Source organism: Streptomyces cinnamoneus, from assembly GCF_002939475.1.
In the GTDB taxonomy this organism is placed as follows: Bacteria; Actinomycetota; Actinomycetes; order Streptomycetales; family Streptomycetaceae; genus Streptomyces; species Streptomyces cinnamoneus_A.
Map to the genome: position 1 here is coordinate 2,523,506 of NZ_PKFQ01000001.1, position 13,286 is coordinate 2,536,791.

Here is a 13,286-nt window from a genome sequence, read left to right on the forward strand (position 1 = left end):
TGCCGCCCGGGCGCAGGGGTGGTCCGCGCCACCCCTGCGGCAAGATCGGTTTGAGAGAATCCCGTCCATGGCTGAGATCCTCCAGACGGACGGCACCTGGGTCTTCGACGGCGACACGATACGGATCGTGCCCGGCAGGGAGCGCGGGGTCCACGTGCTCCGGCAGACCCTTGGCGAGCTGGCGGTCCCGCTCGCGGCGGTGGCGGGCCTCGCCTTCGAGCCCGCCCGCCGCGGCGGCCGCCTCCGGCTGCGACTGCGCGGCGGCGCGGACCCGCTGTCCCAGGTGACCCGCGGCCGGCTGCCGGAGTCCGCCGACCCGTACCAGCTGACCGTCGACGCGGACCGCACGGGCGTGGCCGAGTACTTCGTCGACGAGGTGCGCAACGCCCTGCTGCTGGAGCAGGTCCCGGCCGGCCCCACCGACCGCTACCTGCTGCCGGGGCCGGCCGTGCCGATCTCGGTGGGCGCCGGCGACGGCACGGCCTCGTTCGACGGCGAGCGGATCCGGCTGGAGTGGAACTGGAAGACCGAGGAGGGCAAGAAGTCGTCGGGCACCCGGCTGCTCCCCGTGACCCAGGTCTCCGGCGTGGAGTGGCAGCCCGCCGCCGGGCTGGAGAACGGCTACCTCCGCTTCACCGTGCCCCATGCGCCGACCGAGGCCCCGCCCAAGCACGATCCGCACGCCGTGGAACTGTTCGGCTTCAAGAAGGACGCCCTGATGGCGCTGGTGGCCGCCGCCGTCGTGGCCCGGCTGCCCCACCCGGGCGCGGCCCCCGTCGCCGAGCCGGCGCCGCCCGGGCCGCTCGCCGCCCTCCCCGCGGGCCGGGCCCCCGCCGCCGAGGCCGCGCACCCGGCCGCCTCGGCCGCCGACGATCACGACGCCCTGCTGCGCCGGCTGCGCGAGCTGGGTGAGCTGCACCACTCCGGGGTCCTCACGGACGAGGAGTTCACCGCGGCAAAACAGGCCATCCTCAAGCGTTTCTAGTCGTATCCCCCCAGATTCACTGGCGCGCCTGCCCGATTTCGGGCAGGATTCTTGCGAAACACTTTCGTTCCCCTCAGTATCGACGGGTGCTCGAACGCCGCATGTCCCATGACGACCTGGTCGACCACCTGGTGCGCAGTACGCCGCTACAGCGCGGCGAGGCCACCCGGGTGGTGCTGGACGTGCTGGCGTACTTCGACGAGACGGCCGAGGAATTCGTCCGTCGCCGCCACCGCGAGCTACAGTCCGGCGGGCTGAACAACGCGGAGATCTTCGAGCGGATCGCGGCCGAGCTGCCGCACCGCGCGGTGGCTCCACCCGAGCTCTCGCTGCGGCAGCTGCGCCGCATCGTCTACGGCTGAGGCGGCCGGAGCACCAGGGGACGGTCCCGCACGGCCGCCCCGTTCCCGCTTCCCCGCCGCCCGCCACCGCCGTCTTCGCACCGAGCACCATCGAACGCTTACCTGGGAGGGTCACCTATGTGTGGAATTGTCGGATACATCGGCAAGCGTGACGTCGCACCCCTGCTGCTGGAGGGCCTCCAGCGCCTGGAGTACCGCGGCTACGACTCCGCCGGCATCGCCCTGCACGCCAGCGGCAAGGCCGGCGGCCTGAAGTCCGCCAAGGCCAAGGGTCGCGTTCGCGAGCTGGAGTCCCGCCTGCCCAAGCGCTTCGCGGGCACCACCGGCATCGCCCACACCCGCTGGGCCACCCACGGCGCGCCGAACGACGTCAACGCCCACCCGCACCTGGACGCGGAGGAGAAGGTCGCCGTCGTCCACAACGGCATCATCGACAACGCCTCCGACCTGCGCGCCAAGCTGACGGCGGAGGGCTACGTCTTCGTCTCCGACACCGACACCGAGGTCCTCGCCCACCTCATCGCCCGCTCCGAGGCCGCGACGCTGGAGGAGAAGGTCCGCGAGGCCGTCCGCCACATCGAGGGCACGTACGGCATCGCCGTCCTGCACGCCGACTTCCCGGACCGCATCGTCGTCGCCCGCAACGGCTCCCCCGTGGTGCTGGGCATAGGCGAGAAGGAGATGTTCGTCTCCTCCGACGTCGCCGCCCTGGTCAGCCACACCCGCCAGGTCGTCACCCTCGACGACGGCGAGATGGCCACCCTCAAGGCCGACGACTACCGCACGTACACCACCGAGGGCTCCCGCACCTCCGCCCAGCCGACCACCGTGGAGTGGGAGGCCGAGTCGTACGACATGGGCGGCCACGACACGTACATGCACAAGGAGATCCACGAGCAGGCCGAGGCCGTGGACCGCGCGCTGCGCGGCCGCATCGACGACCGCTTCTCCACCGTGCACCTGGGCGGCCTGAACCTGGACGCCCGTGACGCGCGCGCCGTGCGCCGCGTGAAGATCCTCGGCTGCGGCACCTCGTACCACGCCGGCCAGATCGGCGCCCAGATGATCGAGGAGCTGGCCCGGATCCCCGCCGACGCCGAGCCGGCGTCCGAGTTCCGCTACCGCAACCCGGTCGTGGACCCCGACACCCTCTACATCGCGGTGTCCCAGTCCGGTGAGACCTACGACGTCCTCGCCGCCGTCCAGGAGCTCAAGCGCAAGGGCGCCCGCGTCCTCGGCCTGGTGAACGTGGTCGGCTCGGCGATCGCCCGCGAGACCGACGGCGGCATCTACGTCCACGCCGGCCCCGAGGTCTGCGTCGTCTCCACCAAGTGCTTCACCAACATGGTGGTCTCCTTCGGCCTGCTCGCCCTGCACCTGGGCCGCACCCGCGACCTGTCGGTCGCCGACGGCAAGCGGATCATCGAGGGCCTGCGCAAGCTGCCCGCCCAGATCGAGGAGATCCTGGCGAACGAGGCGCAGATCGAGGAGCTGGCCAAGGAGTACGCCGAGGCCAAGTCGATGATGTTCATCGGCCGCGTCCGGGGCTACCCGGTCGCCCGCGAGGCATCCCTCAAGCTCAAGGAGGTCTCGTACATCCACGCCGAGGCCTACCCCGCCTCCGAGCTCAAGCACGGCCCGCTGGCCCTGATCGAGCCCGCCATGCCGACGGTCGCGATCGTTCCGAACGACGAGCTGCTGGAGAAGAACCGCGCCGCGCTGGAGGAGATCAAGGCCCGCAGCGGCCGCATCCTCGCCGTCGCGCACCAGGAGCAGGAGAAGGCCGACCACACGATCGTGGTGCCCAAGAACGAGGACGAGCTGGACGCCATCCTCATGGGCATCCCGCTCCAGCTCTTCGCCTACTACACGGCGAAGGCCATGGGCCGTGACATCGACAAGCCGCGCAACCTGGCCAAGTCGGTCACGGTCGAGTGACCAGGTGACCCGTCCGGGAGCGGCCTGTCCCCGCGCCCGCCGACCGGGTCACCCCGGCGGCGAACGACCCCCTCCGCGAGAGCGGCGGCGGCTTCGCCGCGAGAAAGGGGACGGTTCCCCGCGCGTGCCACCACGCGCGCGGGGGACCGCCTCCCCTGCGCCGGCGTCGCCCTCGCGCCGGCGGCGATGCCACCGGTCCCGGGAACCGTCACCTCCCGCACGGCGGCACGCACAGCGCCGTCCGCCGGGGTCGCCCCCGGCCCGGCTGCCGGTGTTGTACCCGGCCCGACGGCGGCTGCCACCTCTACGCGCGAGTAGATTTCACGGCGCTGTCAAGCCGCGTTCGGCGCCATATCCGCGCGGTGCCAAGGAAGTTGGCCGCACCGGCCGGCGCTCCGGCCGCTAGGGGATGACGACGACGGGCCGCTGCGCCCGCCTCGCCAGCCGTCCGGCCACCGAGCCGAAGATCCGGCCGACCAGGCCGTGGGTGGAACCCACCACGATCGCGTCCGCCGCGTACTCCCTGCCGACCTCTTCGAGTTCATGGCAGATGTCCCCGCCACGTTCCACAAGAATCCAGGGCACTTCGGACAAATAGTCGGCGCAGGCCAGCTCCAGGCCCAGCACTTCGGTGCGGTGATCGGGGACGTCCACGAAGACCGGCGGTTCACAGCCCGCCCAGACGGTCGTCGGCAGCCGGTTGGCCACGTGGACGATGATCAGACCGGAGCCGGCACGGCGCGCCATGCCGATTGCATACGCAAGCGCGCGTTCACTCGACGTAGACCCGTCGAAGCCCACCACGACGCCGTGCTGGAACGCCGGATCGCAGGAACGACGTGTTTCTTCCGCCGCTTCCGGATGCGCCGTCTGATCGGCGATCCGCTTGCGGTCCGCAGGTTCGGAGAATTCGTGACCGGCCATCGGTGTCTCGGCGAAGGAAGTCCTCGGACTGAGGGGATCGGCGGTGGGCTGGTTGGAGTTGTCGAGGGGTGCGCAGCTGATGGATCTTGGACGGCCAAATCCGTCCGGGATTCATCTTTTCAAGTGCTTACCCCCCAGGGTACGGCGACACTCGCTGCCTGCCCAGAGGCCGCCGCACGGGACCGGGACCCCGCGGGCGTTCCCCGGAGCATGCACGAGCGCGGCGCGTAGCGCAATGGCCCGGGCCCTACTCCCTGGTACCCACCGGCCAGTGACTCACGCCCCCGGACCGGCGTTGTAGTACCGCCAGCAGCTGCCAGCAGGGAGTCGCTCCGTGCCCGGAACCCGTGATGTCGCCCGCGAGGACGCCCCAGAGGGGGGGTCCCCCGATCCGGTGAGCGACGTGGTCCGCTGGGCGGCGTTCAGCTGCGCCCTGGTCCCGGTCGTGCTGCTGATGTGCGGTCAGTCCCTCGGCGGCGCCGCCGGCACCGCGGCCGGCCTGGTCGCCCTCACCTGCGCCTGCCGCGCCCTTCTGCGGCAGTCCGAGCGCACCGCCGCCAGGGCCCTCGCGGAGCAGTCCGCGTCGCACCGCGGACGGCACGGCCGGACCGGCGGGGGGAGCCATCGCGGACCCCGCCGCCCGGGCTCCGGCCACCCCCTGGACTGACCCCCTCGCACGCCTGCACCCGACGGTTTTCAGCCAAGTTCCGGCCGAACTTCACACCTTGGCCGAAGGCCCTCCAAACAGCCGGTCGACCAGCAAGGAAAGGACCGCACAGGGCGGTTCCCGCCTACGGAGTGTGGGCAGGGGCGAGAGGCGTACTTTTCACCGCGCCCTGCAAGTGCAACGCTTCGTGATCGAACGCTTCGCGCCAAGTTGTCATGTCGACTTAGAGGCGGGTGGTGAACTGGTCGTCGCGTCTCCGAACGACGCAGTAGATTCGATCTTGGCCATGACCGGCGGGGGAACCGTTCAGGACCGAGGGGAAACGTGCAGGACCGAGAGGACTCGACCGCCGAGGGGGGCTTAGCGCCATGAGCCAGGACTCCACGACCGTACCGGAGACGGCGCGCAAGCTCTCCGGACGCCGCCGCCGGGAGATCGTCGCAGTGCTGCTTTTCAGCGGCGGCCCTATCTTTGAAAGCTCCATTCCGCTCTCCGTCTTCGGGATCGACCGGCAGGACGCCGGGGTTCCGCGATATCGGTTGCTGGTGTGCGCGGGCGAAGATGTGCCATTGCGAACGACCGGCGGCCTGGAACTGACCGCACCGTACGGCTTGGAAGCGCTCTCCAGGGCGGGCACCGTCGTCGTGCCGGCCTGGCGGTCGATCACCCAGCCGCCACCCGCCGCCGCGCTGGACGCGCTGCGCCGGGCCCATGAGGAGGGCGCCCGCATCGTAGGGCTGTGCACCGGCGCCTTCGTACTGGCCGCCGCCGGACTGCTCGACGGCAGGCCCGCCACCACCCACTGGATGTACGCCCCCACGCTCGCGAAGCGCTATCCGTCGGTCCACGTGGACCCGCGGGAGCTCTTCGTGGACGACGGGGACGTCCTGACCTCCGCGGGCACCGCGGCGGGCATCGACCTGTGCCTGCACATCGTCCGCACCGACCACGGCGCCGACGCCGCGGGGGCCCTGGCCCGCCGCCTCGTCGTGCCGCCGCGCCGCAGTGGCGGGCAGGAGCGCTACCTCGACAGGTCTTTACCGGAGGAGATCGGCGCCGACCCGCTCGCCGAGGTCGTCGCCTGGGCGCTGGAGCACCTCCACGAGCAGTTCGACGTGGAGACGCTGGCGGCCCGCGCGTACATGAGCCGGCGCACCTTCGACCGGCGGTTCCGTTCGCTCACCGGGAGCGCCCCGCTGCAGTGGCTGATCACTCAGCGGGTGCTCCAGGCGCAGCGGCTCCTGGAGACCTCGGACTACTCCGTGGACGAGGTCGCCGGGCGCTGCGGCTTCCGCTCGCCGGTGGCACTGCGCGGCCACTTCCGGCGGCAGCTGGGGTCCTCCCCGGCCGCCTACCGGGCGGCCTACCGGGCACGCCGTCCGCAGGGCGGCACGGTGGACCGTCCGGAGCGGGGCGAGCGGGCGGACCGTGCGGAGCGCGGTGACCGGTTCGACCGGCCGGAGCCGGTCGAACCGCGCGCGGGCGAGCCGTCACTGATGGCGATGCGCCGCACGGCTCTGGCGGCCTCCCACGCGATGACGGGGGCGCCGCTGGGCGCAGCACCTCCCCATAGCGGGCATATCGGTCATATGCCGGGCCATGGAGGTGGTCCGGGGGCGAATGCCGCGGACCCGGGCAAGCCGGAATCCGACCTCTACACCCCACGCCTGCCCGGCCAGCGGGAACGCCCCGTAGGGTGAGACGCATGAACGATCGCATGGTGTGGATCGACTGTGAGATGACCGGGCTCTCGCTGTCGGACGACGCGCTCATCGAGGTGGCCGCCCTGGTCACCGACTCTGAGCTGAACATCCTCGGGGACGGCGTGGACATCGTCATCCGGCCGCCCGCCGAGGCGCTCACCACCATGCCCGAGGTGGTGCGCCAGATGCACACGGCCTCCGGGCTGCTGGCGGAGCTGGACGGCGGGACCACGCTCGAGGAAGCGGAGCGCCAGGTCCTGGAGTACGTCCGCCAGCACGTCCCGGAGCCGGGCAAGGCCCCGCTCTGCGGGAACTCGGTCAGCACCGACCGGGGATTCCTGCTGCGGGACATGCCCGCTCTGGAGAGTCACCTGCACTACCGGATCGTGGACGTGTCCTCGATCAAGGAGCTGGCGCGCCGCTGGTACCCGCGCGCCTACTTCGGCAGCCCCAAGAAGAGCGGGAACCACCGGGCGCTCGCCGACATCCGCGAATCGATCGCCGAGCTGCGCTACTACCGCGAGGCGGTCTTCGTGCCGCAGCCCGGCCCGGACTCCGACACGGCGAAGGCGATCGCGGCCCGGCACGTCCTGCCCGCGTGACTGGCCTGTCGGAGTGATGTTCCGAGGGACGTGACGCAGCTCGCTCCCGGCACGGCGAAAGCCGGGAGCGAGCACCCCTCAAGACCCTGTACACTTTTTCTCGGCCGGTGGGAAACGCACCGGACACGGTGGGTATAGCTCAGCTGGTAGAGCACCTGGTTGTGGTCCAGGATGTCGCGGGTTCGAGTCCCGTTACTCACCCTCACCGAGCAGGAGCCCGGTTCGCGAAAGCGGACCGGGCTCCTGTCGTTTTGTAGTCCCCAGGAGTGACGCACGGCGCGGATGAGGGAAGTTCGCCCCGTAGCCGGGAAAGCTGAAGTGTCGGCACCGGACGAAGGGTCAGACCGATGGCTACAGGCACAGTGAAGTGGTTCAACGCCGACAAGGGGTTCGGCTTCATCACCCAGGACGACGGAGGCCCGGACGTGTTCGTCCACTTCTCCGCCATCCAGGCAACGGGCTTCAAGTCCCTTGAGGAGAACATGCGGGTCAGTTACGACGTCACCCAGGGGCCCAAGGGCCCACAGGCCGAGAACGTCGTCCCCGAGCGCTGAGTGGCGGCGTGGTCGAGCGGTCCGTACCGGCGCCGGGCGGTGGTCCTCGTCATCGGCGTCGTGCTCGTCCTCGCCGCGAGCCTGCTCGGGGGCTGCGCCCAGGACGGCGGTAACGGCCGGGGCGGACCCGGGGGCGGCGGCAGGACCACCGTCTCGATCGGCACCTTCGGCGTGTTCGGCTACAAGCAGGCCGGGCTCTACGAGGAGTACGAGCGCCTGCACCCGGACGTGGTGATCAAGGAAAGCGTGATCGAGCGCAACGACGTCTACTACCCCCAGCTGCTCACCCACCTCGCCGCGGGCGCCGGACTGGCCGACATCCAGGCCATGGAGGTCGGCAACGTCCACGAGCTGGCGGCGGGGCAGGCGGAGTTATTCGAGGACCTCTCGCGGGCGAAGGGGGTCCGCAGGTCCGACTGGCTGCCGTGGAAGTGGGCCCAGGCCACCACGCGCACCGGCCGGACCATCGGCCTCGGCACCGACATCGGGCCGATCGCCGTGTGTTACCGGAAGGACCTCTTCCGGCGGGCCGGGCTGCCCACCGACCGGGCGGCGGTCGGCAGGCTGTGGGCCGGTGACTGGCGGAAGTACCTCGCCGCCGGCAGGGCCTACCGCAGGCGGGCCCCGGCCGGCACGGTCTTCAGCGACTCGGCGGCCGGCCTCTACAACGCCTCGATCCACGGCTACGCCGAGCGCTACTACACCCGCGACGGCCGGCCCCTCCACGGGAGCGGCCCGGCCGTCAGGGCGTCCTGGGACCTGGCCATGCGGGCGGTGCGCACCGGCCTGACCGCGCGGCTCAGGCAGTTCGACAAGTCCTGGGACCAGGCGTACGCCAACGGGCGCTTCGCCACCGTGGCCTGCCCGCCCTGGATGCTCGGCTACATCAAGGAGAAGTCCGGGCCGGCCGGCCGGAACAAGTGGGACGTGGCCGCCGCCCCCCGGCCCGCCAACTGGGGCGGCTCCTTCATCGGCGTCCCGAAGGCGGCCCGGCACAAGGCCGCCGCGATCGACCTCGCCGTCTGGCTCACCGCACCGGCCCAGCAGGCCAGGCTCTTCGAGCGGCAGGCCAGCATCCCCTCCACCCCCGCCGCGTACGCCATGCCGGAGGTCGGCCGGGCGCGGAACCCCTACTTCAGCGGCGCCCCCACCGGGGAGATCTTCACGGCGGCGGCCCGCGACATCCCCACCCTCGTCTTCGGCCCCTGGGAGCAGCAGATCGGGCTCGCGTTCACCGACGTCGGCATCGCCCAGGTCGAGCAGCAGGGCAGGTCCCCCCGGCAGGGCTGGGAGGCGGCGCAGCGGGAGATCGCGAACGTGGTGGACGGATGACCGCCACGACCTCGGTCGCGGAGGACGCCCGGGCCGCGCCCGGGGAGCGCGGGGGCGGCCGGTCGCGGCCGGGGCCCTGGCGCGGCCGGCTCTACCGGTGGGACCTGCGCTACAGCCCGTACGCGTTCGTGGCGCCCTTTCTTCTGTTCTTCGCCGCCTTCGGGCTCTTCCCCCTCCTCTACACGGGCTGGGCCTCGTTGCACCGGGTGGAGCTGACCTCCCTGCACCACACGGAGTGGGCCGGGGCGCACCACTACGTCCGGCTGCTGGAGAACGACTTCTTCTGGAACGCCCTGCGCAACACCTTCACCATCGGTGTGCTCTCGACCGTCCCGCAGCTGCTGATGGCGCTGGGCCTGGCCCATCTGCTCCACCACCGGCTGCGGGCCGCCACGTTCTGGCGGGTCGCGCTGCTGACGCCCTATGCCACGTCGGTGGCCGCGGCGACGCTGGTCTTCGTGCTGCTCTACGGGCGTGACTACGGCATGGTGAACTGGGCGCTGGGTGCGCTGGGCATCGGCCCGGTCGACTGGCAGAACGGGACCTGGAGCTCGCAGTGCGCGGTCGCCTCCATCGTGATCTGGCGGTGGACGGGGTACAACGCGCTGATCTACCTGGCGGCCATGCAGGCGGTGCCGGACGAGCTCTACGAGTCGGCGGCGCTGGACGGCGCGTCCCGCCGGCAGCAGTTCCGGCACGTCACCGTGCCGGCGCTGCGGCCGACGATCCTCTTCACGGTCGTCGTCTCGACGATCGGGGCGACCCAGCTCTTCGGCGAGCCGCTCCTCTTCGGCGGGGCGGCCGGGCAGAAGGGCGGGGCCTCGCACCAGTTCCAGACGCTCGGCCTCTACCTCTACGAGCAGGGCTGGTTCAACTACCACCTCGGGCGGGCCTCGGCCGTGGCCTGGACGATGTTCCTGCTCCTGCTGCTGATCGCCGCGGTGGGCGGGCTGGTCGCGCGGCGGCGCGGCGGGGACGGATAGGGGGATGCGCGTGCGCGGGAGGACGGGCGGCGGACGGCGGGCGGCCCCGGTCCACCGGGCGGGACGGCACCTGCACGGCGGGCCCCTCGCCTACGCCGTGCTGTCGCTGTTCGCCCTCGGTTCGCTGTTCCCCCTGTTCTGGACGGCCGTCACCGCCTCGCGCGACAACACGCGGCTCGCCCGCACGCCACCGCCCCTGTGGTTCGGCGGCGACCTGCCGCACAACCTCGTCAGGGCGTGGGGCGAGGCCCACATGGGGCTCGCGCTGTTCAACACGGTGCTGGTGGCGGGGACGGTGGCGCTGGGCACCGTCTTCTTCTGCACGATCGCCGGCTTCGCCTTCGCCAGGCTCCGGTTCCGGGGGCGGCGGGGCCTGCTGCTGCTGACGGTGGGCACGATGATGGTCCCGCCGCAGCTCGGCGTCGTCCCGCTGTTCCTGATGACCGCCCGGCTGGGGTGGACCGACCAGCTGCAGTCCGTGGTGCTGCCCACGCTGGTCAGCGCCTTCGGGGTGTTCTTCATGCGGCAGTACCTGGTGGAGGCGCTGCCCGCGGAGCTGGTCGAGGCGGCCAGGGTCGACGGCGCGAACAGCTGGCGCGTCGTGTGGCACGTCGTCTTCCCCGCGGCCCGGCCCGCGATGGCCGTGCTGGCGATGCTCTCCTTCGTCCAGGCGTGGAACGACTTCTTCTGGCCCGTCATCGCGCTGACCCAGGAGAACCCGACCGTGCAGGTGGCCCTCACCGGGCTCGGCCGCGGCTACGTGCCCGACCAGGCCGTGATCATGGCGGGCGCGCTGCTGGGCACCCTGCCGCTGCTGCTCGCCTTCGCGCTGTTCGGCAGGCAGATCGTCGGCGGCATCATGCGAGGTGCGGTCAAGGGCTGATCCACGCGTCGTCCCCTTCCCCTTACTCCGGAGCGTTTCGAATGACCGTGAACTTTCCGCCGGACTTCCTGTGGGGCGCCGCCACCGCGGCGTACCAGATCGAGGGGGCGGCCCTGGAGGACGGGCGGACGCCCTCCATCTGGGACACCTTCTGCCGCACCCCCGGCAAGGTGCTGGGCGGGCACACCGGGGACACGGCCGCCGACCACTACCACCGCCGGCAGGAGGACGTGCGGCTGATGGCCGCGCTGGGCCTGGGCGCGTACCGCTTCTCGGTCTCCTGGCCGCGCGTGCAGCCCACCGGCCGGGGCCCGGCCGCCCGGCGCGGCCTGGACTTCTACCGGGCGCTCGTCGACGACCTCCTCGCGCACGGCATCCGGCCGGTGGTGACCCTCTACCACTGGGACCTGCCCCAGGAGCTGGAGACGGCCGGCGGCTGGCCCGCACGCGAGACCGCACTGCGCTTCGCCGACTACGCGCACCTCGTGGGCCTGGCGCTCGGCGACCGCGTCGAGCTGTGGACCACTCTCAACGAGCCCTGGTGCAGCGCCTTCCTGGGCTACGCCTCGGGGGTCCACGCCCCCGGCCGGACGGACGACGAGGCAGCCCTGCGCGCCGCCCACCACCTCAACCTGGCCCACGGGCTCGGCGCCCAGGCGCTCCGCGCCGTGCTCCCCCCGGCGGCCCGGCTGTCGGTGACCCTCAACCCCGCCGCCGTCCGGGCCCACACGCCCTCCCCGGCGGACCTGGACGCTCAGCGGCGCATCGACGCCCTGGCCACCCGTATCTTCACCGGGCCCATGCTGCACGGCGCATACCCCGACGACCTGCTGGCCGACACGGCCGTGCTCACGGACTGGTCGTTCGTCCGCGACGGCGACACCGGCGTCATCAAGCACCCCCTCGACGCGCTGGGCGTCAACTACTACGCGCCCACCGTGGTGTCAGCCGCCACTGACGGCCGCCCCGTCCCCGGCGGCGAGCCCTCCCCCTGGCCGGGTGCCACGGGTGTGACCTTCCATCAGCCGCCGGGCAAGCGGACGGCGATGGACTGGGCGGTCGACCCCACGGGCCTGCACGACCTGCTGATGCGCTTCACCCACGAGGCCCCCGGCCTGCCCCTGCTGGTCACCGAGAACGGCGCGGCGTACGACGACAAGCCGGACGCGGACGGCGCGGTGCACGACCCCGAGCGCATCGCCTACCTGCACGCCCACCTCGACGCGCTGTTGCGCGCCCTCGCGGACGGCGCCGACGTGCGCGGCTACTTCCTGTGGTCGCTCCTCGACAACTTCGAATGGGCGTACGGCTACAGCAAGCGGTTCGGCATGGTCTACGTCGACTACGCCACGCAGGCCCGCGTCCCCAAGTCCAGTGCGCGCTGGTACGCGCAGCTGATGCGCACGGGCCAGCTGCCGCCCTACCGCCGGGAGGGGTGAGGCGCCGGTGGCGAGGGGCTATTCGAAGACGGAGGGCGGCGGCGCCGGGGAGGGCCGGGCGCTCGCGTCGGTGACGGGTGCCGCCCCGCCCGTGAAGTCCTCCAGCGCGCGGCCGTGTTCGACCCGCCCCTGGTGCGGGTCGGTGGCGGCGCGGCGGGTCAGCTCGGCGAGGGGCAGCTCGCGGTCGGAGGCCAGCAGCACGGCGTTGCCGAAGCGGCGCCCGCGGAGCACGGCCGGGTCGGCGGTCAGGCAGAGTTCGGGGAAGACGGTCCGCACGGTGGCCAGCTGGGCCTTGAGGTGGGTGAGGGGCGGTCCGTCGGCGAGGTTGGCGGCGTAGAAGCCGCCGGGTCGCAGCGCCCGCCGGACCTCCGCCACGAACTCGGCGCTGTTGAGGTGCGCCGGGGTGCGGGCGCCGCTGAAGACGTCGGCGATGATCAGGTCGGCCCAGCCGTCCGGCACCTTGCCGAGACCCTCCCGGGCGTCGGTCGCACGCACCCGGATCCGCCAGGTGCCCTCCAGCGGCAGCTCGGACCGTATGAACTGCACGAGCGGCGCGTCGATCTCGACTATCTGCTGGGTCGACCGGGGCCGGGTGGCGGCGACGTACCGGGCGAGGGTGAAGGCGCCGCCGCCCAGGTGCACGGCCTGGACGGGCCTGCCGGGCGGTGCGACCAGGTCGGCGATGTGGCCGAGCCGCCGCTGGTAGGAGAAGTCCAGGTGAGCCGGGTCGTCCAGGTCCACGTGGGACTGCGGGGCCCCGTCGATCAGCAGCGTCCTGGCCCGGGGCCGGTCACGGTCCGGGACCAGCTCCGCGAGACCGCCCGCCACCTGCGCGGATATCGCTTCCGCCGCGCGTGCGCGCTCCTGTCTCCGCCTGCCCTTCGCCATCCGTCCAGTATCGCCGGTGGCGGCGG

13 protein-coding genes and 1 tRNA gene are annotated in these 13,286 nt (G+C 72.1%); 12 read left to right on the forward strand and 2 right to left on the reverse strand.

What is annotated here, in order from left to right; translation table 11 throughout:
* The first annotated feature begins 67 nt into the window (after nt 1-67).
* The 3 genes from CYQ11_RS10720 to glmS all read left to right on the forward strand — a co-directional run bounded on the left by CYQ11_RS10720 (nt 68) and on the right by glmS (nt 3,285).
* On the forward strand, nt 68-985 hold the full coding sequence (locus tag CYQ11_RS10720) for a DUF4429 domain-containing protein (RefSeq protein WP_099200419.1): 918 nt from the start codon (nt 68-70) through the stop codon (nt 983-985).
* An 86-nt stretch (nt 986-1,071) separates the two neighbouring features.
* Nucleotides 1,072-1,347: a hypothetical protein gene (locus tag CYQ11_RS10725; RefSeq protein WP_099200418.1), complete on the forward strand. Its 276-nt coding sequence runs from the start codon at nt 1,072-1,074 to the stop codon at nt 1,345-1,347.
* Between the two features lie 117 nt (nt 1,348-1,464).
* Complete coding sequence (glmS, locus tag CYQ11_RS10730; RefSeq protein WP_099200417.1) at nt 1,465-3,285, forward strand: glutamine--fructose-6-phosphate transaminase (isomerizing); 1,821 nt, start codon at nt 1,465-1,467, stop codon at nt 3,283-3,285.
* 402 nt (nt 3,286-3,687) lie between these two features.
* Here the strand turns inward: glmS and CYQ11_RS10735 are convergent, their stop codons facing one another.
* A complete protein-coding gene (locus tag CYQ11_RS10735) occupies nt 3,688-4,209 on the reverse strand; it encodes a universal stress protein (protein WP_099200416.1) in 522 nt (173 codons plus the stop codon).
* Between the two features lie 334 nt (nt 4,210-4,543).
* Between CYQ11_RS10735 and CYQ11_RS10740 the strand changes: the two genes are divergently transcribed.
* From CYQ11_RS10740 to CYQ11_RS10780, 9 genes are all read left to right on the forward strand, one after another.
* Entirely contained in the window at nt 4,544-4,876 is a 333-nt protein-coding gene (locus tag CYQ11_RS10740; protein ID WP_398780666.1) for a hypothetical protein, read from the forward strand.
* Nucleotides 4,877-5,244: 368 nt separating this feature from the next.
* On the forward strand, nt 5,245-6,576 hold the full coding sequence (locus CYQ11_RS10745) for a helix-turn-helix domain-containing protein (protein ID WP_099200414.1): 1,332 nt from the start codon (nt 5,245-5,247) through the stop codon (nt 6,574-6,576).
* A gap of 5 nt (nt 6,577-6,581) precedes the next feature.
* Complete coding sequence (gene orn, locus CYQ11_RS10750; RefSeq protein WP_099200413.1) at nt 6,582-7,181, forward strand: oligoribonuclease; 600 nt, start codon at nt 6,582-6,584, stop codon at nt 7,179-7,181.
* A gap of 128 nt (nt 7,182-7,309) precedes the next feature.
* A tRNA-His gene (locus tag CYQ11_RS10755) sits at nt 7,310-7,382 on the forward strand.
* Between the two features lie 146 nt (nt 7,383-7,528).
* A complete protein-coding gene (locus tag CYQ11_RS10760; protein ID WP_099200412.1) occupies nt 7,529-7,735 on the forward strand; it encodes a cold-shock protein in 207 nt (68 codons plus the stop codon).
* Nucleotides 7,736-9,067, forward strand: coding sequence for an ABC transporter substrate-binding protein (locus CYQ11_RS10765; RefSeq protein ID WP_099200411.1), 1,332 nt, complete (start codon nt 7,736-7,738; stop codon nt 9,065-9,067).
* Nucleotides 9,064-10,050 (forward strand): carbohydrate ABC transporter permease, encoded by a 987-nt coding sequence (locus CYQ11_RS10770; RefSeq protein ID WP_099200410.1) that lies wholly within the window; start codon nt 9,064-9,066, stop codon nt 10,048-10,050. Before CYQ11_RS10765 ends, CYQ11_RS10770 begins: the two co-directional genes overlap by 4 nt.
* Nucleotides 10,051-10,054: 4 nt before the next feature.
* Complete coding sequence (locus CYQ11_RS10775; protein WP_099200409.1) at nt 10,055-10,933, forward strand: carbohydrate ABC transporter permease; 879 nt, start codon at nt 10,055-10,057, stop codon at nt 10,931-10,933.
* A gap of 41 nt (nt 10,934-10,974) precedes the next feature.
* Nucleotides 10,975-12,372: a GH1 family beta-glucosidase gene (locus CYQ11_RS10780; protein ID WP_099200408.1), complete on the forward strand. Its 1,398-nt coding sequence runs from the start codon at nt 10,975-10,977 to the stop codon at nt 12,370-12,372.
* Nucleotides 12,373-12,390: 18 nt separating this feature from the next.
* On the opposite strand, the gene CYQ11_RS10785 is transcribed toward CYQ11_RS10780, so the two are convergent.
* Nucleotides 12,391-13,260 carry a spermidine synthase gene (locus tag CYQ11_RS10785; protein WP_099200407.1) on the reverse strand — a complete coding sequence of 290 codons (870 nt, stop codon included), beginning with the start codon at nt 13,258-13,260 and terminating at the stop codon, nt 12,391-12,393.
* Nucleotides 13,261-13,286 lie beyond the last annotated feature (26 nt).